General features: G+C 60.1%; 17 protein-coding genes and 1 pseudogene. 4 read left to right on the top strand and 14 right to left on the bottom strand.

The genetic code is table 11. The features are described 5' to 3' along the window. Nucleotides 1–14: 14 nt before the first annotated feature. The 5 genes from FJ320_05415 to FJ320_05395 all read right to left on the bottom strand — a co-directional run bounded on the left by FJ320_05415 (nt 15) and on the right by FJ320_05395 (nt 7319). A complete protein-coding gene (locus FJ320_05415; protein ID MBM3925414.1) occupies nt 15–1295 on the bottom strand; it encodes a hypothetical protein in 1281 nt (426 codons plus the stop codon). Nucleotides 1296–1442: 147 nt separating this feature from the next. Next, nucleotides 1443–3281, bottom strand: coding sequence for an ABC transporter substrate-binding protein (locus tag FJ320_05410; GenBank protein ID MBM3925413.1), 1839 nt, complete (start codon nt 3279–3281; stop codon nt 1443–1445). A 156-nt stretch (nt 3282–3437) separates the two neighbouring features. Then, nucleotides 3438–4442, bottom strand: a complete 1005-nt coding sequence (locus FJ320_05405) for a hypothetical protein (protein MBM3925412.1) — start codon at nt 4440–4442, stop codon at nt 3438–3440. A gap of 218 nt (nt 4443–4660) precedes the next feature. Then, nucleotides 4661–6325, bottom strand: coding sequence for a thiamine pyrophosphate-binding protein (locus FJ320_05400; protein MBM3925411.1), 1665 nt, complete (start codon nt 6323–6325; stop codon nt 4661–4663). Between the two features lie 67 nt (nt 6326–6392). Continuing rightward, nucleotides 6393–7319 (bottom strand): class I SAM-dependent methyltransferase, encoded by a 927-nt coding sequence (locus FJ320_05395; GenBank protein MBM3925410.1) that lies wholly within the window; start codon nt 7317–7319, stop codon nt 6393–6395. Nucleotides 7320–7517: 198 nt separating this feature from the next. On the opposite strand from FJ320_05395, the gene FJ320_05390 reads away from it, so the two are divergent. Then, nucleotides 7518–7916 (top strand): PadR family transcriptional regulator, encoded by a 399-nt coding sequence (locus FJ320_05390; GenBank protein MBM3925409.1) that lies wholly within the window; start codon nt 7518–7520, stop codon nt 7914–7916. Nucleotides 7917–8132: 216 nt separating this feature from the next. On the opposite strand, the gene FJ320_05385 is transcribed toward FJ320_05390, so the two are convergent. The 3 genes from FJ320_05385 to FJ320_05375 all read right to left on the bottom strand — a co-directional run bounded on the left by FJ320_05385 (nt 8133) and on the right by FJ320_05375 (nt 11666). Then, the gene (locus FJ320_05385) at nt 8133–9302 is read right to left on the bottom strand and encodes an amidohydrolase (protein ID MBM3925408.1); all 1170 of its coding nucleotides are present in this window, start codon (nt 9300–9302) and stop codon (nt 8133–8135) included. A 319-nt stretch (nt 9303–9621) separates the two neighbouring features. Then, the gene (locus FJ320_05380; protein MBM3925407.1) at nt 9622–10836 is read right to left on the bottom strand and encodes an amidohydrolase; all 1215 of its coding nucleotides are present in this window, start codon (nt 10834–10836) and stop codon (nt 9622–9624) included. Between the two features lie 62 nt (nt 10837–10898). Continuing rightward, complete coding sequence (locus tag FJ320_05375) at nt 10899–11666, bottom strand: TerC family protein (protein MBM3925406.1); 768 nt, start codon at nt 11664–11666, stop codon at nt 10899–10901. Nucleotides 11667–11842: 176 nt separating this feature from the next. On the opposite strand from FJ320_05375, the gene FJ320_05370 reads away from it, so the two are divergent. Continuing rightward, nucleotides 11843–13264: an amidase gene (locus FJ320_05370; GenBank protein ID MBM3925405.1), complete on the top strand. Its 1422-nt coding sequence runs from the start codon at nt 11843–11845 to the stop codon at nt 13262–13264. A 91-nt stretch (nt 13265–13355) separates the two neighbouring features. Beyond that, nucleotides 13356–13709 carry a GYD domain-containing protein gene (locus FJ320_05365; protein ID MBM3925404.1) on the top strand — a complete coding sequence of 118 codons (354 nt, stop codon included), beginning with the start codon at nt 13356–13358 and terminating at the stop codon, nt 13707–13709. Nucleotides 13710–13958: 249 nt separating this feature from the next. On the opposite strand, the pseudogene FJ320_05360 reads toward FJ320_05365, so the two are convergent. Next, nucleotides 13959–14303, bottom strand: a pseudogene (locus FJ320_05360) (hypothetical protein). Between the two features lie 63 nt (nt 14304–14366). Then, nucleotides 14367–15353, bottom strand: a complete 987-nt coding sequence (locus FJ320_05355; protein MBM3925403.1) for a hypothetical protein — start codon at nt 15351–15353, stop codon at nt 14367–14369. A gap of 219 nt (nt 15354–15572) precedes the next feature. Between FJ320_05355 and FJ320_05350 the strand changes: the two genes are divergently transcribed. Further along, nucleotides 15573–15947: a four-helix bundle copper-binding protein gene (locus FJ320_05350; GenBank protein ID MBM3925402.1), complete on the top strand. Its 375-nt coding sequence runs from the start codon at nt 15573–15575 to the stop codon at nt 15945–15947. Between the two features lie 74 nt (nt 15948–16021). Here the strand turns inward: FJ320_05350 and FJ320_05345 are convergent, their stop codons facing one another. From FJ320_05345 to FJ320_05330, 4 genes are all read right to left on the bottom strand, one after another. Then, complete coding sequence (locus tag FJ320_05345) at nt 16022–16432, bottom strand: ester cyclase (GenBank protein MBM3925401.1); 411 nt, start codon at nt 16430–16432, stop codon at nt 16022–16024. A 62-nt stretch (nt 16433–16494) separates the two neighbouring features. Beyond that, nucleotides 16495–17475 (bottom strand): lactate dehydrogenase, encoded by a 981-nt coding sequence (locus FJ320_05340; GenBank protein MBM3925400.1) that lies wholly within the window; start codon nt 17473–17475, stop codon nt 16495–16497. 114 nt (nt 17476–17589) lie between these two features. After that, nucleotides 17590–18783, bottom strand: a complete 1194-nt coding sequence (locus FJ320_05335) for a hypothetical protein (protein ID MBM3925399.1) — start codon at nt 18781–18783, stop codon at nt 17590–17592. A gap of 98 nt (nt 18784–18881) precedes the next feature. Next, on the bottom strand, nt 18882–19662 hold a 781-nt coding region (locus FJ320_05330; protein MBM3925398.1), incomplete at its 5' end, for a sulfite exporter TauE/SafE family protein.

The following is a 19662-nucleotide window of genomic DNA, read 5'->3' as shown; positions in this document are numbered from 1 at the left end:
TTTGCCGTTAGAACTTAGCCCTCGTCGGGCTTACCTTGCTTCAGGTTCTGCTTGCTCTTGGTAATGGCTTTCTCGAGCTTCTCTTTAAACTCCATCATAGCCAAAACGCCTGCTTCACCGTCAGGCATCTTGCCGCTGGCGACTTTCTCCTTAAGCTGGACAAAGAGGTGGTCCTCTATGGTGGTGTGAGGTATGTTGAAGAACTCGTTGTCGAAGTGGGGGAGCTCGCCGGGGCCGAAGTAGCCCTTGCCGGCGACGTTGAAGCCTTCCAGCTCATGGGTGCCCTTGCCCAGCACTTCGCCGGTCTCGATGTAATGTTCCAGGACGGGCTTCATGCCGTACTTCTGGACCGGGCAGACTTTCATGCAGACGCCGCATCCGGTGTAGTGGCCCATGACAGGGCGGCAGCGCTCGTAGGTGAGCTTGTTCTTGAGGACGCCCCGCCACCAGACCTTCTCTCGCGAGATGGCGCGGCCGGGGCAGCGGTTGATGCACACCTGGCACTGCTGGCAGAGCTTGTGCATGCCGTAGTCGACGGGCTGGTCGTAGGTGACAATAGCGTCGGTGCTGATGATCATGAGGCGGGCGCGGGAGCCGAAGTGGGGCGAAAGAAGCTGGCCGTTGGCGCCAAGCTGGCCGAGGCCGGCCTCGACAAACATTGGTATGTAGGCGCCGCTGTTGTCGGTGGGGCTGTGGACCTGGGCGTGGTAGCCGAGGCCGCGGATGTAGTCGGCGAGAATGAGGCAGGCCAGGCTCATGGTGCGGTAGGTGCCGACGTGGGCGAATTCAGCGAAGGTGCTGGGCGTGGCCTGGGTGCGCTCGTAGTCCTGCTCGAAGGCGATGCAGACGGCGTGGTCGTACTTGGCCCACTTTTTCTTCGACAGGTAGATGTAGCGGCGGTCGAACTTGGTGAACCCGATCTCGCCGAAGCCCAGCTCTTTGGCGCGGCGTCGAATATCCGCGGTGACGTTTTTATTGGGGGCGGGTTTGGTCTGAGGCTCGATTTCGCCGGAGGCGCGGGCGGCCTTGACCAGGGGTTCCAGCAGGCCTTCATGCTCCTGCCGCAGGGCCGATTCTTCCGGCTCGAAGTTGTCCGCCACCCACTCGCGGTCGGCGCTGAACGTTATAGAGTGGCTTTCCAGGGGATAGCTTCGAGAATAAAAATCCACGTCGGTATTATTGGTGGGGACTCCGGGCTGGGATAACAGGTCTTCCGCTACGCGGACTTCTATGTCAGGGTCACCCAACTTGAGGCCGGGGCGGCGGACTATGCGACCTATTTTTTTGACTGCCATTTTTTCTCCAGACGTGATTTGTTGGCCTAGAGCACAGGTCTAGTTACCGACTTTAGTCAGCGTACACCTACATTCTGTTGAATGTAAAGTTGAACAGATGGGCGCTCTCCACGCGAAATGACTTAAGCGTGGAGAGCGCCCATTATGCTACTTGGTGACTGCCTTGGTGTATTCAGGGTACCGGATGGGGCCGACGTGAAGCATGTTGATCTTGAATTCGGACACGTAGGCGGGGTTGTAGGCGGCCTCGCCGAATATCCAGAGAAGCGGGGCGTTGACGGCGTTGCCCAGCCACCAGGTTCCGAAATCGCTGGCCAGGGTGCGGCGCGCCGCGGGATCGGCGGTGACGTTGCAGGCCAGTTTGAAGTCGGACATCTCTTTCCATTCGTACCGGCCTCTGCCCGACTCGTACCAGGAGAACTCAGGGAAGGTGCAGGCCGGGTCAAGGGATTCCGAGAAGAGCCACATGAAGTTGGAGTGGGTGGCCTCCCGCGCCCTGCCGTAGATGGCGCCGCTGTTCTCCACAATCTCCAGCTTTGCCCTAATTCCGACGGCGGCGAGGTAAGTAACCATCTGCTCGGCCATGTCCGGCGCTTCCGGCATAGCGGGGCCGGGGAAGGCCACGAAGGTGGTGTCAAGGCCGTTGGGGTAGCCGGCCTCGGTCAGGAGCTGCTTGGCCTTGGCAGGGTCGTAGTTATAAGGCCAGCCGCCCTCTTTGCCGGTCTTGCCCTGGGGTCCGGCGACGGGAGCCCAGGAGTCCTTAAAGTCGTCGCGCCACTGGGGGAAGTAGCTCACCGCGGGGAAGCCTTCGCCGAAGAAGTAAATCCGGTTAATCTCGTCCCGATTTATGGCGTGGTTGATGGCCTGGCGCACCAGCTTGTTGCGCATGGGGTCGTTGGCGTCATAGCCCTTGGGGACGCCCGCGGGCCGACCTCCGGCAGGGGCCTGGCCGGTCTTGGGGTCTATATAGTTCTCTCCACGGTAGTAGGGGAAGTGTATACCTGTGTGGAACCCAGGAAGGGTACTCTTGGAAATGCGCATTCCAGAGCTGGTAGCTTCGTTACGAAGGAGTCTGGGGATGGAAACGATGTGGGCTTCGCCGGCTTTGAGCATGGCTAGCCTGGTGGCGTCCTCTTTGGCGTAGACCCATTCTAGTTGGGGGAAATCCGGCGTCTGGCGCCAGTGGTTTTCCACTCTGTCGTGGAGAATGCCCTCGTTGATGGTGAACTTTTTTAAGGTGAAGGGACCGGTGCCGACGGGGTCGTCAAAGTAACCCTTTTCGCCGCCCACCTTGTCGAAGTGGTCCTTGCTGACTATTCCAGCGGCCAACTCATCGGACAGGTGGAGGGGCAGGTCAAGGTTAATGTTGGGCGTGGTCATGGCGACTTCGTAGTCGTTGACGATCTTCCAGCTCTCTGGAGTGCCCAACCTGCCGGTCCACTGGCCCGACTGCTGGTGAGGCGTGGCGACAATGGTCTTGTCGCCTATTCTCAACTGCCAGCTTAGGAGGAGGTCCTTGGCAGTGAAGGTAGTGCCGGTAGGCTTTCCGGCTTTGTAGAAGGGGACGTTCTTGCGAAGTTTCCACGTCCAATCCTTACCGGTTGTTCCTACGGACCAGGACTCGGCAAGCTGGGGCGTTTCGACGCCGGTCTGATGGTGGTGGCCAATGAGCCGCTCGTATTCGGGCAAGAACAAGGACTCGTTGGACTGTAGCATATGCGTCATGGTGTTCTGGGCATTGGGGAGTGGAACGGAAACCCGAAGTTTAGACGTTACGATTTGCTTAGGTGCCGCCGTCGTCGGGGTAGGGGTTGGCTGGGCGGCAACAGTGGCGGTAGGGGTCGAGGTTGCGCCTGCCTGGCGAGTCGCGGTGGGGGTCTCGTCGTCGCCGCAGGCCGCTACTAAGAGAATGAAAACGAGCAGGAGTGCGACCGAAAGATAAGACGCCAAGGGCCGCAGCCTACGAGAACGGGTAGGGAATTCCATCACTGCCTCCTGGTCATGTTGTTAGTTTTAAGGGCGCGTGTAACACCCTCAACCTTCGCATGGTAATGAAAGCCCTGTTTGTAGTCAATACGGATACTGCGTAGGAAGGCATGCAGAAACGGCTGCAATTAAGACGCAGCAAATCGACAGCTTAATTTATTTTCGATGACGGCTTAGCTTAATTACCGACCTGTAGGGGTGAGCGGGCTTGCCCGCCTGGGGCGCCAAGGCCTGCCGCGTCCACTCGTCGCCCAAGATGGACCTGGGCATCTCGGCGATGTAGAGGCCGCCGCGAGAATCTATGGCGATGCCGTGGGGCGCGGTGAACTGGCCTGGTGCGAAGCCGGGGTTCGGGTCGCCAATTCTTGCCTGCAGCTTGCCGCTTTTGTCGTAGACGCGTACCTCATGGCCCACGCCGGGGGCGTCGGCGATGTAGAGGTAGGGCGGCATCTGAGCGACGAACACAAAGCCTTCCTTATCCAGGACCAGGCCTGCCGCTCTATAAATACCCGGCCAGACTGCCAGCAGCTTGCCCTTCTCAGTGAAAACCTGGATGCGGTGGTTCTCCCGGTCAGCGATGTAGATGTTCTCGTCCTTGTCGATGACGACGGCGTGAGGCACGACGAACTGGCCATGGGCGGTGCCAGGCTCACCCCAGGAGTAGATTAGCTTGCCTTCCGGGCTGAACCGATGGACGCGCCCATTGGCGTAGCCGTCGCTGACGAAGAGGTCGCCGGACCTGGGGGATACGGCTGCCTGGGTGGGGCGGCTGAAGGGCTTGCCGCTGAATTGAGGCGAGGGTAGAGCGATGGAGAGGAGCAAGCCGCCGTCGGGGGTGAACTTTTTCACGTCGTGGGTGGCGGCGCCGGTGCAGTAGACGGAGCCGTCGGGTCCGACGGAAATACCATGCCTGCCGACATCGGCCTTAAAGTCCCAGGAGCCGAGATGCTTGCCGTCGGCGCCGTAGATGATGACGGGAGGATCTATGGCGTTGGGGTCGGCGTTTGGGAACTGGTGGCCGCTTTTCATCAGCAAGAACACGCGGTCCTGGGCGTCGACGGCGACATCGGCGGGCTCGCCGAAGAAGGGGAAGGAGTCTTTAGGAGGCCAAGGATGGACCGGCTCGTAGGTCCAGCGGCCCGTGCCGAGGGTGACGCTCATGGAGACCTCTTTTCGTTGAGTTCTGAACCAAGGACTGGATTTCGGCGTCCGTTTGAATGTCTTTCGACAGCCTCAGGGCAGACTCCCTGCCCGCCATCCCACCGACCCCCCATCTTAATCTTCCCCCTCAAGGGGGGAAGAGACCAGAAGTAGCTCCCCTACCTAACCTTTCCCCACCGAGCGGGGAAGGGATTTGTCATGTTAAGCGTAGGTGTGTCTTAGTTAAATGCTGAGAAGCCTTTGGGCATGACGACTTCTATGAGGTGGAGGGTCTTGGAGTCCAGGGCGCCTTCCACGGCCTTGGCGAGGTCCTTTCGGTTGTGGACGCGGGTGGCGGCGGCGCCGTAGGCCTCGGCCACTTTGACGAAGTCGGGGTTTTTGAGGTCGGTGGCCATGTGGCGGCCGTTGAACTGGTTGTCCTGGATCCACTTGAGGACACCCCAAGCGCTGTCGTTCCAGACAATGACGATGGGGGCGATGCCGTACTGGCCGGCGGTGGCCAGCTCCTGGATGTTGTACTGGAAACCGCCGTCGCCGGTCATAGCGACGACCTTTCGGTTGGGCATGCCGACCTTGGCGCCGAGGCTGGCAGGGAAGGCGAAGCCCAGGCCGGCCCAAGCAAAGGAGCCGAAGTAAGTGCGGGGTTCGTAGGCCTGGAAGCATCGGTGGGCGCGATAGACGGGAACGGTGGTGTCGCCGACAAAGATGGCGTCGCGAGGAAGGACGGCGCGGAGGGCCTCGTGGGTCTTGAGCTCGTTGGGGAACTGCTGGGCGACGCTTTGATAGATGTCCTTTTTGGCCTGGGCGACCTCGCCGGCGTAGGTCTTGGACGTGGCGATGCTGCCGTTGCCTAGCTGGGTGAGGATCTGCTGAAGGGCGGCTTTAGCGTCTCCAACGACGCCGACGGCCGCATGGTAGTTCTTACCGATTTCGGCGGGGTCGATGTCGATCTGAATAACGTTGGCAGGCAGTTTGAGGCCGTTGGTGACGGTGCGGGAGTAGGGCATGGAGCAGCCGACGATGATGACCAGATCGGAGGAGGCGATGAAATCAGCGACGGGATTGGAGCCTCGGTGGCCGCCGAATTCGGCGACGCCGAGGGAAAGGGGATGGTCTTCAGGGAAGGCGCCCTTGCCGGTGGGGAGGCCGGTGACGGCGGCGCCCAGACGTTCTGCCAGTTCGCGCACCTCTTTAGTGGCATTGGCGGAGGTGACTCCGCTGCCGAGCCAGATGACAGGCCGCTTGGACTTTTTGATGGCGGCGGCGGCCTGCTCAATTTTCAAGGGGTCCGGCTGTTTGGGGGCGACTTTGCGGGGGCCAAAGATTTCGACGTCGGCCTCCTGGCCAAAGAGGTCGGTGGGCATCTCCAGGGCAATGGGGCGCGGGCGGCTGGTCTTGAATCGCTGGAAGGCGTCATGGATGTGGTCGGGGAAGGCCTCAACGTTGTCGACCTGGGCGTTCCAGCCGGTGACGGAGCGGAACATGCCGGGCTGGTCCTTGATTTCGTGGAGGCCGCCTTTGCTGGTATTGAGGAGATAGGATTCGACGTTGGCGGTAATCTGGAGGACGGAGGAGGAGGCGGCGTAGGCCTCGCCCATGGGGCCTATGGAGTTGGCGGCGCCCGGGCCGCCGCTGGTGAGGAAGACACCGGGCCTGCCGGTGGCGCGGGAGTAGCCGTCGGCCATGAAGCCCAGGGCGTGCTCGTGCCTTCCGCCGATGAACCGGACGGCCTTTTCGTGATAAAGGGCGTCGTAGATGTGCATGGTGTGGGTGGAGATGATGCCGAAGACGGTGTCGACGCCGTGGGCTTTGAGGCTTTCGACAACGGCGCGGCCGCCGGTCATTCTGGCCATGGGGCACCTCCGAGGCTGGTGTGGGGCCATGATACATCAGGGTATGGGGCGTCACAACCCGGCGGCGCTGCGGCCAGGACACGGAGGAAGGGGCGGCTTAGGGCTTGCGCCAGATAACCCAGTAGCGGTCCATGGTCTCGTATCTGGGGTCCAGAACAGTTTGGATGTCCTTAAATCCCAAGTCGGAAAGGGCGCTTAACGCCTGCCGCGGCGGCACTGCTTCCCCCATGTCCCAAGTTGTTTCGCTGCCGACGATGTCTGACCCTACGGGCTGGCCCAGCGCCCAGCGAAAGGTGGCGAGGCGGAAGAGGGTCTGGGCGGCGGGCTGGGCGCTTTTGGGGAATAGGTGGAGGATGCGGCGTTTCAAGGGGTAGCCGGATCGGAGGTGGAGTTGGAAGCCTCCGCCCGGAGCCAGCACTCGGCGCAGCTCTTGAAAGTAGCTCCACAGGATTTTCTTATCAGGCATATGCTGCAAAACGTTGTATGAGAAGCAATAGTCAAAACGGCTGTCTTCCAGTCCTGCCAGGTCCACACCGTTGCCCAACAGGAATTGCGCATGGCGCACCGGGCAATGCCGGCGCGCGCGTTCGGTCATTTCCGGGGAAATATCAACTCCGACGACATCCCGAAAACCAGCGGAGGTGAAGGCGGGAAAGAGCCTGCCAGCGCCACAACCAATTTCAAGGATACATTTGCCCTGGGGGTCAAAGGTTAATTTTTCAAAAATGGGAGATAGGGGGTCAAGCCCTCTGGCGCGTCCGTCATTGTAGAAATCCTCAATAGAGCGGAAGTCCTCGCCATAAATGTTGTCGGTCCAATACATGAAGTTGTGCTGGGCACGTTTATCCCAATCGCGCCGCATAAGCTGCTGGTGCATGCTTCGACTCCTTGAGAAGCGCCGCATATTCATATTCATAAAAGAGAACACGAGGAGTTCTTCTGAGGCGATACACTGCTGCAGGCCGGGCCTATGGGCGTCCCGGACGTTCTGAGACTGTCCGTACATCAAAGTATCGGAGCGCAAGGCTTGCTGCCTGATGCGAATGCATGAGGGGGTTAGTCCGAAAGTGCAGAGGTAAGTATTACACCTGGCTAAACGGGGTCTCCAAAGTCACGCCACCTCTCCGTCAGAAGAAGGCTTTTGGGGACGGCTGGACTGATGAGTATAAAACTTTGAATGCTTGGCAGGCGTATATAAGGCAACAACACAAGCAGGAAGGCTATGTACAAACGCGAGCTGCTCAAGGGGAACACGGAGACCCTGGTGCTGTCCTTGCTGGCTGAGGCGCCTATGCATGGTTACAGGCTTGTGAAGGAGATAGAGGCGCGGAGCGACGGATACTTCCGGGTAAAGGATGGAACGGTTTACCAGGCGCTGCATCGTTTGGAGAGGGAGGGGCTGGTGCAGAGCCGGTGGGACATGATGCCTAACTGGATGTCGCGGCGATGTTATGAGATTACAGCCGCGGGGGCGGGGGTTTTGGCGACGCAGAAGGTGGAATGGAGGCGGTTTTGGCAGGCGCTAGGGCAGGTGATGGAGCCCGGGAGGGCGGGGGAGGGCGGCGAGGCCGAGTGCTCTCGCGAGGTTTGTAAGCATGAGAGGGTGCAGGTGGCGCGGTAGGGGTTTGCGCTAGAAGCCGGCTTTGGACTTAATCGTGGCGCCCTCATCACCCTTGGTCCCTCTTCTCCCGTAGTCGGGAGAAGAGGGAAAGAAAGGTAAGGCACCTCATCATCCCCTAACCCCTTCTTCTCCTTCGAAGGAGAAGAAGGGGAACCAGAAGGAGCACCCCCCGAGGCCGCCAAGTCACAGCTATACCACGTAACACTTGAATCTTCGCTACGCCCTTTTAGCACTTACAGGCTCTTTTGAAGAGACATCTATCTTGTAAAGCCTGGCGGCGTTGTTCACCAGGATGCGCTGCTTGTCCCGAGCGGGGACGCCGGTGAAGCTGCGGAGGATGAAGTCGCGGCTGTTGGGCCAGGTAGAGTTGGCCTGGGGGAAGTTGGACTCCCACAGTATGTTTTTGACGCCCAGGAAGTCGCGGATGTCCAGGCCGGCGCGGTCGAACCAGCCGGTGACGAAGCAATGCTCATGGAAGACTTCCGTCGGCTTGCGGGTGTAGCCTTCCTTATGGAGGCGCTGACGCTCGAACTGGTGGTCGGCGGTCTCCAACTCGTAGGCCACCCAGGCAAGGGTGGTCTCGGCGAAGACGATTTTTAGCTTGGGGACGCGGTTGAAGATGGGGGCGAAGAGGATGTTGGCCATGATGGAGACGGTGCTGACGGGGCCGGTGATGTCGTCCATGGCGGCGGCGAGGACAGGGCTGAAGCCCTCCCAAGCCTTGAGTCGCACCTTCTCGCTGGCGCCGGAATGGAGGGAGATGGGAATGCCGGCATCGGAGCAGACGTTCCACAGGGCGTCCCAGGAGGGGTCGTTGATGTGGGGGACGCCGTCTTTCAGATTCCAAGGTGATGGCGGGACGATGACGCCCTTGTGACCTCGCTTGATGGCGCGGCGGGCTTCCTGAGCGGCGGCCTCGCCGGAGGAGATGGGGATGAGGGCCTGGGGGATGAACCGAGGGCTGGCCGCGGCCCACTCGTCGATAATCCAGTCGTTGTAAGCCTGGACGCAGGCATTTTCGAGTTCGGCGTCCTTGATGCGGGCAAGGAACTCGCCTGAGCCGCCGCAGACGGTGGGGTAGAGGACCTGGCAATCGACGCCGTCGGAGTCCATGGCGCGAAGGCGCTCGGTGAAGCTGTAGGCGGTGGCGGGGACGTCGGCCCATCGCTGGGGTTCGTGGTTGCGGTCGGGCATGAGGGCAGCGGCGCGGGCGGTGCCTCGGAGGGGGACGGGCTGGCCGTCGATGGTCCAGGACTCGTTTTTGGCCTGGCGTTTTAGCTGGGGGATGCTGCCGCCCCATTTTCTTTTGGAGAGGCGGGATGTCCACAGGTCGGGAGTTTCCTGGACGTGGTCGTCGGCGCTTATAAATCCGTATTTGAGTTCCATCCTGATTGTCCCTCAATTAGAAAAGCTGCTTCTTAATCTAACAGGCGGAGTATAAATCCTCTGGGAGAGAAGAGGCAAAAAAGACTAGTGGAATGTCCACCTATTACACGAATCGAGTCCACAGGGCTTCACCCTCACCTTAATCCTCTCCCATCGAGGGAGAGGAAATCTGAAGGGAAGGCCTGAAGATATCAAGTAGCATGCAGTTCTTGAATCCGACAACTGCTCAATTACCGATTCCGTCTGCAAAGTTAACCTTCCTACGATAAAAAGGGGCCTGGTCAGGCCCCTTTTTAAGGATTCAAAGTTCTCGCTGATTCTACTTTTTGGAGCCGTTTTTGGCCTTAGTCTTGGCGGGCTTAGCGTTCATTTTGTAGACACGGATGGCGTTGCCGGCCATGAGCATGTGTTTCTCGTCATCCGGTACGTCTTTGAGGGTGCGATCGATGAAGGTCCAGGACTCCGGCCAGGTGGAGGTGGAGTGGGGGAAGTCAGACTCCCACATGATGTTTTCCAGGCCGATGGCGTGGCGCTGCTCGATGCCGGCGTACTCGTACCAGAAGTCCACGAAGACCTGGCGCTTGAACAGGTCGCTGGGTCGGGTGGGCAGGCCTTCGGTCCAGAGGTGGCGTTGCTCCCAGACGTGATCGCAGGCTTCCAGGATGTAGTTGAGCCAGCCGAGGCCGGTCTCGGCACAGACGAACTTGGTGTTGGGGAACTTATCGAGGATGCCGGAGAGGAGGAGGTTGGGGATGGACTGGGCCTGAAGGCCGAAAGAGGCGGAGGGACCCATGGCCTGGACCTGGTTGCGGGTGTAGCCAGTCCAGTGGTCCATGTTCAGCTTCTTCATGCCGCCGGAGGCGTGGAAGTGGACGGGGGCGTCCAGCTCCTGGCAGGCGGCCCAGACGGGGTGCCAGTAGGCGTCGTTGAGGTGGGGGAGGCCGTCGGCGGCCTGGCTGGGCTCGGACAGCATAACGATGCCGCGGTGGCCGTTCTTGACGGCGCGATAGATCTCCTTGACGGTGGCGTCGATGCCCTTCTTGTAGGGGATGTAGGCCAGGCCGACGTACCGGTCGTCGATGGTCCACTCCTCGGTGAGGAGGTCGTTGTAGGCCTGGCAGAGGGCAAGTTCAAAATCGGCGTCGTAGTTGACGAAGTTCTCGCCCGACTGGCCGGTGACGTTGGGGAAGAGGATTTCGCCGTCGATGCCATCCTTCTCCTGGGCCTTGATGCGGGCCTTGGGGTCGTAGACAAAGACGGGGACCTCGTCCCATCGCTGGGGGTAGGTCTTGCGGAGGGGGTCGCCCATGGCGGTGGGGCAGTTGACGGTGCCGCGCTTTTCGGCGACCTTGCCGTCGATAAACCAGCGCTCGACGGCCTTGTCCTGGGGGGCGATCATGGCGGCCTTGTCGGTGGTCTCGGTGACGTGGGGAATGCGGTCTCCCCACTTCTTCTTAGACATACGGTCCAGGAAGGCGGTCTTGCGCTCCTGGGCATGGCTGTCGCAGCTAATGAGGCCGTATTTCAACTCCATGCGATTCCTCCATCAAGTAAAGCTGGCTATTGAGGAAATGCTACTCCCGAGGGATTTAAAAATCAACGGTGGGGGGCAGGGGGCTCAGGCTCCTTGACGTAGGGCTGGTGAAGCTGGACGGGTTCCGATTTGCGGCCTCGGACCCGGAGGTTCAGGGCTTCTACCAGGATAGAGAAGCCCATGGCGAAGTAGATGTAGCCTTTGGGGATATGGACATCGAAGCCTTCGGCCACCAGGGTCATGCCGATGAGCAGTAAGAAGCTAAGGGCCAGCATTTTCACCGTGGGGTGCTTGTTCACAAAGCCGCTGATGAACCCCATGGACAAGAGCATTATTGCTATCGATATCACTACCGCCGCGATCATGACACCCAGCTCATCCGCAACGCCGACAGCGGTGATGACGGAGTCCAGGGAAAAAACCATGTCCAGCAGCATTATCTGAACGATAACTGAGGCGAAGGAAGCAGCTACTCGGGTAGTTCCGTGACCTTGTTCCCCCTCTAAGCGTTCGTGGATTTCAAAGGTGCTTTTGCCCAGGAGGAAGAGCCCGCCCAGGACCAGGATAATGTCCCGGCCTGAAATCTCTTCGCCGAAGACCTCAAAAAGGGGCGCTGTCAGTCCGATGATCCAGGTTATCGAGAAGAGGAGGGCGGTGCGCATAAACATGGCCAGGCCCAGGCCAAGGTTTCTTGCCTTCGCCTGGCTTTCCTGAGGCAGCTTGGAGGAGAGGATTGAGATGAATACCAGGTTGTCGATGTCAAGGACGACTTCCAGGGCGGTCAGGGTAAGGAGGGCGATCCAGATATCAGGGTTTGAAATCCAGTCCACGGCGTTACCTCTCGATTGATTTGGTATTTCCCGGCGGATTGCCTATCCTTTTAGTATATCCAGGTTTGGTATTAAGAGCAGAGCGGCTAATTTGCGGGCGCTAGCTTGACCTTTGATGGGCGAGGTGGCAAAGTGGCCGCACGGCATAGGAATAACAGGTAAAACGCGGGGTAATTATGAGCAAGACAGAGCTGCCCTTCCTGACGGCCACGGAACTCTCCCGGCAGATCAAGTCGAAGAAGGTGTCGCCGGTGGAGGCGGTGAAGGCGTACCTGGAACGCATCGAAAAGTTTAACGACAAGCTTAACGCCTATATTACGGTCTGTGAGGATGACGCGTTGAAGGCGGCGCGGGAGGCGGAGCGGGAGATAATGCGGGGGGACTATCGCGGGGCGATGCACGGGATTCCGGTGGCGTGCAAGGACCAGTGGTGGACCAAGGGCGTGCGCACAACGGCAGGCTCCGTAATCCTGAAAGACTTTGTGCCGAAGGAGGACGCTACGGTGCAGGTCAGGCTTAAAGAGGCCGGGGGCATCATGATCGGCAAGACCAACCTCACCGAGTTCGCCATGGGGTACAACGTGCGATACCCCTACGGCGTGCCGACCAACCCGTGGAACGTGAAGCACATGCCCGGCGGCTCCAGCGCGGGGTCAGGCTCCGCCCTGGCGGCCTATCTGTGCTCGACGGCCCTGGGCGAGGACACCGGCGGGTCGATTCGAGGGCCGGCGACGTACTGCGGCATCGTCGGCTTGCGGCCCAGCCAGGGCCGGGTGAGCCGCTACGGCGCGCTGGGGATGTGCTGGTCCATGGACACAGTCGGGCCGATGTCCAGGACGGTGGAGGACTGCGCGATGACGCTCCAGGTCATCGCGGGCCACGACCCCAAGGACCCGTACACCTGGGACCAGCCCGCGCCGGACTACGTGGCGTTGCTGAAGGGCGGGATTAAGGGGTTGCGGGTGGGAATCCTGGAAGAGCAGACGCATACGGACAACGTGCAGGATGAGGTCAGGGCCGCGGTGCTGAAGGCCGCCAGCGTGCTGGGCGAACTGGGGGCCGACGTGCGGGAGGTCTCCCTCCCCTTATCCCGCTACGACCGGTCGATATCTACTCCCATCATGTACACGCAAGCCTCCCACGTCCACTACAAGAACACGCGCGAACGCCTCCATGACTACGACCGCAACATGCAGATAAACCTTAAGATGGGCAATCTCATTCCAGCCCAGACCTATTACAAGGCTGAGAGACTGCGCCAGCTGCTTAGAGCGCAGTATCTGGAACTGATGGAGACGGTGGACGTGCTAGTGTACCCGACGGCGGCCACGCCGGCCCCGCTGGTCCTGACCAAGCACGGCCTTGGAAATAAAGAGGCGTTCAAGAAAGAGATGACGTACGGCAGCCGGACGCTGACATCGCTGGGCAACACCGTCGGCGCGCCGGCCCTTTCGGTGCCCTGCGGCTTTTCCCAGGACAAGCTGCCGATAGGCCTTCAGCTTTTGGGCCGTCCTTTCGAGGAGGCGACGGTGCTGAGGGCGGGCCACGCGTACCAGCAGGCCACGGACTGGCATAACCGGCGGCCTCCTGTGTCGTAACATGCCGGGTCTTTTCAGGGATAGAATGGAGACAGGATAGTGTCGGGTCCGTCCCTGGAAGGGCAAGCCAAGGCTTATCTAGGAGGAGCCGATGCCGAAGTACCTGCTGGAAGCGACGTACACCACCGAAGGGAAAAGGGGTCTGGTGGATTTCGGGGGGACCAAGCGGCGGGAGGCGGTGGAGGAGTCGATACGAAAGGCTGGCGGGCACGTGGAGGCCTTTTATTTCGCCTTCGGCGACGCCGACGCCTATGTTATCGCGGACCTGCCGGACAACGTGTCGGCGACGGCGCTGGCGCTGGCGGTAGCAAGCAGCGGCCTAGTCCGAATCAAGACCAGCGTTTTAGTGACGCCTGAAGAGGTGGACGAGGCAGTGCGAATGAACGTGGCCCACAGGACTCCAGTCCACAGGTACGAAACGTCAAAGGCCCGCGGCGACACATAGACTCAGCGCCCCGATTCATCGGGGCGCTGAGTAATTTTGCGAGGGATTCAGAAGGGCCTAGCGGCGGCGCTTGGCGGCGGGCTTGGCCCTGGAGCGGGAGGGGGCCTTCTTAGCGGCGGCGCGTTTTGGAGCGGCCTTGCCAGCGCGTTTGGAGGAGGCTTTGCCGCTTCTGGCGGTGGAAGCGCGGGCGGGGGAACGATTGGCGGCGGCGCGCTTGGGCGCGGCCCTGCCGGCGGTCTTTCGCGCGGCGGGGAGGGGCACCACGGCGGTGACGGCGGGCTTGTCGCCCAGGACAGCGGTGGTATGGCCCTTGCCTGTGACATCTTCCACCAGGCGAGCGTCGCCGGGGCCGAAGACGTGGAAGGAGCCGTCGCCGAGGCCGATTTGAATCTGGCCGGCGATGCCGATGACGAACTGGCGTCGCGGAGCGGTGTGGAAGCCGATTTTATGGCCGGGCCGCCACTCGCGGAAGAAGACGCCTTCAGCCTTCTGCGCCTTCATGTATAGGTCACCAAGCTCGGGGTTGGTCAAAAGGTTAATCTCCCGGAGGTGGGTCTGGCCGTCCGAGCCGGTGTACATGTGGTAGATGCCCATTCATCTTCTCCTTGTTAGAAAATTTGATTACTAATGTTTATAGCTATTAGGCCAATCTGTCAACTAAACCGGCACCCAGGTGACGGCGGTGGCCTCGCTGAACTCGCGCCACTCTTTGGCCCAGGAGTCGCCGCCGTCGTCGCTGCGATAGAGGTCGCCGTAGCGGCTGGCGGCGAAAATGATTTTGGGGTTGTCCTCGTGCATGCCGATGGCCCAGATGGCGGTGTTGGGTTTTTGCGATAGGGTCAAGTTTTCCCAGGTCTTGCCCGCATCCTTAGAGCGAATTATGGTGCCGGTGCTGCCCGGGGTGTAGTCGCCCAGGCCGATGAAGACGGTCTTGGAGTGGCCGGGCTGGGTGGCGATGCATCTCGGGTAGTTCATGGGGAAGGCCTCTTTGGCCAGGGCGCCTTTCCATGTTTTGCCTTCGTTGATGCTGGTGAAGATGCCATTATTGACCACGATGACAATGGTCTTAGGCGGGCCGGGCACCACGGCGACGCTGTGGACGTCCGGGTTGGTAATGACGCCGTTAATCTTCTGCCAGCTTTCGCCGCCGTCCTTGGAGTAGCGGACGCCATCGACCTCGATGCCGGCCCAGATTTGATTCGGGTCGACAGGGTCCACGGCCAGGCCGGTAAATCGCGGTATGCCGACGTTGGGGCAGGTGTCGGGGACGGCGACGGGGAGTTTCTTCCAGGACTTGCCGCCGTCGTCGGAGCGGAAGATGGCCGTCTTGGAGGGAGTACCGGTGCCGGCGTAGATAATCTTGGGGTCTTTGGGGTTCTGGGCCAGGTTCCAGACGGAGTAGGGCGTCAGCGGCGTGTCCAGGTGCTTCCAGTGGATGCCGGCGTCGTCACTGCGATAGAGGCCCTGGTCGGTGCCGGCTAGGACGACGCTGGGCTTGTGGGGATCGGTAAGGAGGGCGCGGACCACGGCGTCGGAGTGCATGCCGTGGTCGGTGTTGGAGCGGGTCCAGGACTTTCCGGAGTCGGCGCTTCTGAAAGTGCCCTGGCCGTTGGTGGCTAACAGAATGGTCATCTTCCCTGCCATGGCGACACCTCCCAGCACGAAGTCGTTTTAAGGTACGGTGGTATTGTAGTCAAAGGGGAAGGCAGGGGCAAGAAGTGTTAATCGGAAACGCTTTTGCCTGCGATTAATGCGATTGGGGCATGATGATGGGCGGGGCCTGCCGGATACTGGAACGTGACTGGCCTTTCCCGGCAAGGGGCATGGGTCAGTCCCAGTACCAACCCGGAGGGGAGTGGAGCCATGCGACAAACCACAATGAAGCAAGAGATGAAAGAGGAACTGGCGCAATGTATTGAGGCCTGCAACAACTGCGCCGACGAGTGTTTGAAGACCATCTCCTATTGCCTGGAGCAGGGAGGCAAGCATGTGGGCGAGGCCCACCTGCGCCTGATGATAGACTGCGTGGAGATATGCAGGACCAGCGCTAATTTTATGCTCAGGGAATCGGAGATGAGCATGGCGCTGTGCAAAATTTGCGCCGACATCTGCGAGCAGTGCGCCACAAGCTGCGAGAGCTTTGGCCAGGACGACGCCCAGATGGTGGAGTGCGCCAACGCTTGCAGGGCCTGCGCCACTTCATGCCGCAAGATGGCGGAGATGGCTGAGGCTGACTGAGGAGCTGCCGCCTTGACAGCAGACTTGCCACTGGGGCGATAGACGCCGGTCCCGCCAGCGCCTGCCAAGGCGGACTAATGGCCGGGCGCGGCGCCGATTTGCTGTAACAGCTCCATCTGGTCAAAGGTCTCGAATAGCTCCACGACTTTGCCTTTAGAGATGTGCATAATCCCAATGAACTTGACCGAGATGGGTTTATTACTGGCCGGGATACCCATGAGGTCGGCTTTATGGGTGCCGGTGAGATGGAATCGGACGGCGACCCGGTTATCCTGAGCCAGGAACTCGTCGAAGTTGTGCTTCAGATCTGGGAAAGCGGTGTAAAAGGCGACAGCCAACTGTTTGTGAGCTTCCAGGTTCATGACCGGCATGCCGCCGATGTGGGCGGTATAGTTTGGCGCGGCCAACTCGGGCGGAGGCGGCCCCTTTTGCTTGTCCTGGCCTTCAAGGAACCGCCTGGCTATGGCTATATTTTGCTCAGACATAATCCGCTCCTTTGGTTTTGCGTGCCCATAGTCTACTCACTCTTAGGGAACCAAGAAAGCGGTTAGTCGTCAGGCTGAAGGGTCCAGAGGGGCGGCTTGCCCTGTATGACGCGCTGTATGTTCATGAAGGCGTTGCGGCCTCGAAGGGCGAAGGTCTCCCAGGTAGGGCCGGCAATGTGGGGCGTGACGATGACGTTGTCTAGCTGCAACAGGGGGTCTTTGGGGTCGGGGGGTTCCTTGGAGGCGGTGTCCAGGCCCGCGCCAGCGAGGCGCCTTTCTTTGAGGGCGGCGTAGAGGGCGGCGTGGTCGATGAGGCCGCCGCTGGAGACGTTGACGATGATGGCGGAGGGCTTCATCAGTCGAAACTCGCGCTCGCCGATGAGGTGCCGCGTCTTTTTGCTGAGATACGTGTCGATGGTGACGACATCGGACTCTTTTAGCAGGTGATTGAGGGAGACAAGGCGCGCGCCCATGTCGTCGGCCTGGCCTTCGGTGACGGTGAAATAAGGCTCGAAGCCGAGGATTCGGACGCCGAAGCCCTTGAGTCGCTTGACCAGGGGCCGCCCAAACTCCTCCAGGCCGATGACGCCGACGGTCTTGCCGTCCAGGGTGTGAGTGTCAGGGTGGATGATGACGTTTCGAGGCCACTGGCCGCTTTTGACGGCGTGGGCGTAGGGGTAGATGCGCCGCAGGACGGCCAGGGTGAGGACAATGGTCTGCTCGGCGGCGGAGACGGCGTTGGCGAAGCCGTTGTTGGCGACGGGGACGTTCATGGACTGGAGCAGCTTGAAATTCATCCCGCCGGTGCCGGAGCCCAGCTGCTGGATAAGCTTGACGTTCTTGCAGGCCTCCAAAACGCGGTCGGTGAGGCGGCCCACGAAGATAATCACAAAGTCGGCCTCTCTCACGAGGCGAATTTTTTCGTCCTCGGGCGTCGAGTCAGGGTGGACGGCGACGTCGAGGCTGGCGGGGGCCTGGGAGGTGACCTGGGCGGTGGTCTCGGCGTCGAGGGAGGAGAAGAGGACGACTTTGGGATTGGGCATGGGGGCCTCCTGGGGAGCGGGTGAGGGGAATATAGGGCGGCGGTGGCGAGGGCGTCAATGAGGGGAGGTACGGAGGGAGAGGCCATTGACGGTGGCTGCGTTGTGCACTACATCCTAAGGGGCTATTTCAAAGGTTACAGGTTCTGATTCAATGGAATCTTGATATCCTGGATCGCCATTTGGATCGGGGTAATAGCCTGCTAAGCCTATGGCCATATGCATGCCAGATTTGGCCAACACCTTTGGGCAATCAAAGAAGAAACGTTCGTCGATTGTCCCAAAGGGGCAGTTGCTTCGCAGGTCCCACTGCTGCTCGTAAGACTTTTCTTCGCCAGGGGAAAATGTAGTACCGTTAAACCTTCCTACTACAATGCGGCTCCTAGACAACCACCAGAATACAGTCCCGTCCTCAGAGACGACTTTTACGTCATAAAGTTCCCCTAAGAGCGTTAGTTGAAGATGTGAATTAGACGTGTTTTTTATCCTGATGGTAAAGGTGATAGCTGGATCACCTGAGGATGGCGTGGGATAGGGGGCAGGTTGATAGGGTCTGCGAGCTGTTGGGTATGAGATGCTTCCCTCTTTCCAAACATCGTGTCTTACTTCAACCTGGACCTTTAGCACATCTGCCAAGAGATCAGGCGTTGGAGGGATGTAAAAGACACGGGGTATTGATTCAACGATGACCCTGCTACTTGCATTATCTGGGTCTGGATAGTAGCCCACCGACCCAACCACCCTATACAGGCCAGCTTTGATTAATTCCCCCGGGCAGACCCCCGAAGGACACCCTTCTATGGCTCCAAAAGGGCAGTTGCTTCTCATATCCCACTCATGCCCAAAATACCTGTGTGACATCTCATTGACTTTAAGCTCATCAAGACTTATTTCAGCGGAGCTATACTTGGATAACCACCAGAACAGGGTGCCGTCCTCTGTGAAAACCTTAAGATCGTAAAATATAGTTTTGTGCGGCGAATGGAGAGGGCCCAAGAATGAGTAGTCGGGGTTTATGACCCCAAACCCGAAGGTGATCTTTTCATCACTCAGCTTAACGTGCCCAGCGCCCACTTGGAGCACTAGGTTCGCTGCGCGGGGATCAAGATTTGTGATGTCCCCTAATGCCGTTGGTGTAGGAGTTGGCGCGTGGGTTGCTGAGTTGGAGCAGGCTGTGCTCGCGGCGGTTGGCACAGGAGTATCAGTAGGTGATGCCATGCCTCGCGGAGGGGTTGTGGGCGTGCTTATCTCCGTGACTCCGCAGGCAGCGCTGAGGGCCAATAAGAAAATTAACACCACAACCGCCTTCATAAAAAGGCCCCCTCACATCTTCATCACATGATAGTACAAAGCTGGGGGTAATAGGGCCGCGTTATTTCACCAGCTTCGGTCTTCCTGCCACATCCGGACTATTCTGAAAACCCCGCTATCGCCAACCTGACGCCGACGACCAGCAGGCCCAGGGCCAGGGCGCGGGAGGTCCAGACGGAGCCGATGCGTTTTGCCAGCCGCGCGCCTAGCTGGGCGCCGGCGATGGCGCCGATGGACAGGGCCAGGGCATTCAGCCAGAAGCCGTTGAGGTCGCCCTGGGAGATGTTGGTGATGTTGGCGACGGAGGCGGTGCCGATTAACATAAACTGCGACGTGGCGGCGGCGACCTGGATGGGTATGCCGAGGATAAGGGTGAAGGCGGGGACGGAGAAGATGCCGCCGCCGACGCCCAACATGCTGGAGAGGAAGCCGATGAAGAAACAGATGGCGACGCCCAGTCTGATGTTCACGATGTACTCGTAAATATTCCCGCCGCTGTCCACCAGGCGTCGAGGCTCGCCGCGCTGGGCGGCCCTGGCTTTGGCGATGCCACGGACGCTGCGATAAAGGATATAGAGGGCGACCAGGCCCAGGAGGACGCCGAAGGTAGCCTGGAAGGGGACCCGGTCGATGTAGTCGACGATGATGGCGCCGATGACGCCGCCGGGGAGGGTCGCCAGTAGGAAAGCGACGCCGCTTTTGTAGTCGATGCGCATCTGTCGCAGGTAGGCGAGGGTGCCGGAGATGCCGTTGGCGAGGACGGCGATGAGGGAGACGGCGGTGACGGTGGCCGCTTCCAGGGTGGAGTCGCGGAAGAGGAGCAGGGGGACGATGATGAAGCCGCCGCCCGCGCCGATGAGGGTGCCCCAAGTGCCTGCC

Source organism: SAR202 cluster bacterium (assembly GCA_016872285.1).
Taxonomy (GTDB): Bacteria; Chloroflexota; Dehalococcoidia; order Lucifugimonadales.
The sequence above is the reverse complement of the archived record's forward strand: the minus strand, read 5'-3'. Positions and strand labels throughout refer to the sequence as shown.

Excerpts from the sequence above, each read along its gene's own strand:
- FJ320_05415 (MBM3925414.1), bottom strand. The coding sequence starts at position 1,295 with ATGGCAGTCAAAAAAATAGGTCGCATAGTCCGCCGCCCCGGCCTCAAG.
- FJ320_05410 (MBM3925413.1), bottom strand. The coding sequence starts at position 3,281 with ATGGAATTCCCTACCCGTTCTCGTAGGCTGCGGCCCTTGGCGTCTTAT.
- FJ320_05405 (MBM3925412.1), bottom strand. The coding sequence starts at position 4,442 with ATGAGCGTCACCCTCGGCACGGGCCGCTGGACCTACGAGCCGGTCCAT.
- FJ320_05400 (MBM3925411.1), bottom strand. The coding sequence starts at position 6,325 with ATGGCCCCACACCAGCCTCGGAGGTGCCCCATGGCCAGAATGACCGGC.
- FJ320_05390 (MBM3925409.1), top strand. The coding sequence starts at position 7,518 with ATGTACAAACGCGAGCTGCTCAAGGGGAACACGGAGACCCTGGTGCTG.
- FJ320_05385 (MBM3925408.1), bottom strand. The coding sequence starts at position 9,302 with ATGGAACTCAAATACGGATTTATAAGCGCCGACGACCACGTCCAGGAA.
- FJ320_05380 (MBM3925407.1), bottom strand. The coding sequence starts at position 10,836 with ATGGAGTTGAAATACGGCCTCATTAGCTGCGACAGCCATGCCCAGGAG.
- FJ320_05370 (MBM3925405.1), top strand. The coding sequence starts at position 11,843 with ATGAGCAAGACAGAGCTGCCCTTCCTGACGGCCACGGAACTCTCCCGG.
- FJ320_05365 (MBM3925404.1), top strand. The coding sequence starts at position 13,356 with ATGCCGAAGTACCTGCTGGAAGCGACGTACACCACCGAAGGGAAAAGG.
- FJ320_05355 (MBM3925403.1), bottom strand. The coding sequence starts at position 15,353 with ATGGCAGGGAAGATGACCATTCTGTTAGCCACCAACGGCCAGGGCACT.
- FJ320_05350 (MBM3925402.1), top strand. The coding sequence starts at position 15,573 with ATGCGACAAACCACAATGAAGCAAGAGATGAAAGAGGAACTGGCGCAA.
- FJ320_05345 (MBM3925401.1), bottom strand. The coding sequence starts at position 16,432 with ATGTCTGAGCAAAATATAGCCATAGCCAGGCGGTTCCTTGAAGGCCAG.
- FJ320_05340 (MBM3925400.1), bottom strand. The coding sequence starts at position 17,475 with ATGCCCAATCCCAAAGTCGTCCTCTTCTCCTCCCTCGACGCCGAGACC.
- FJ320_05335 (MBM3925399.1), bottom strand. The coding sequence starts at position 18,783 with ATGAAGGCGGTTGTGGTGTTAATTTTCTTATTGGCCCTCAGCGCTGCC.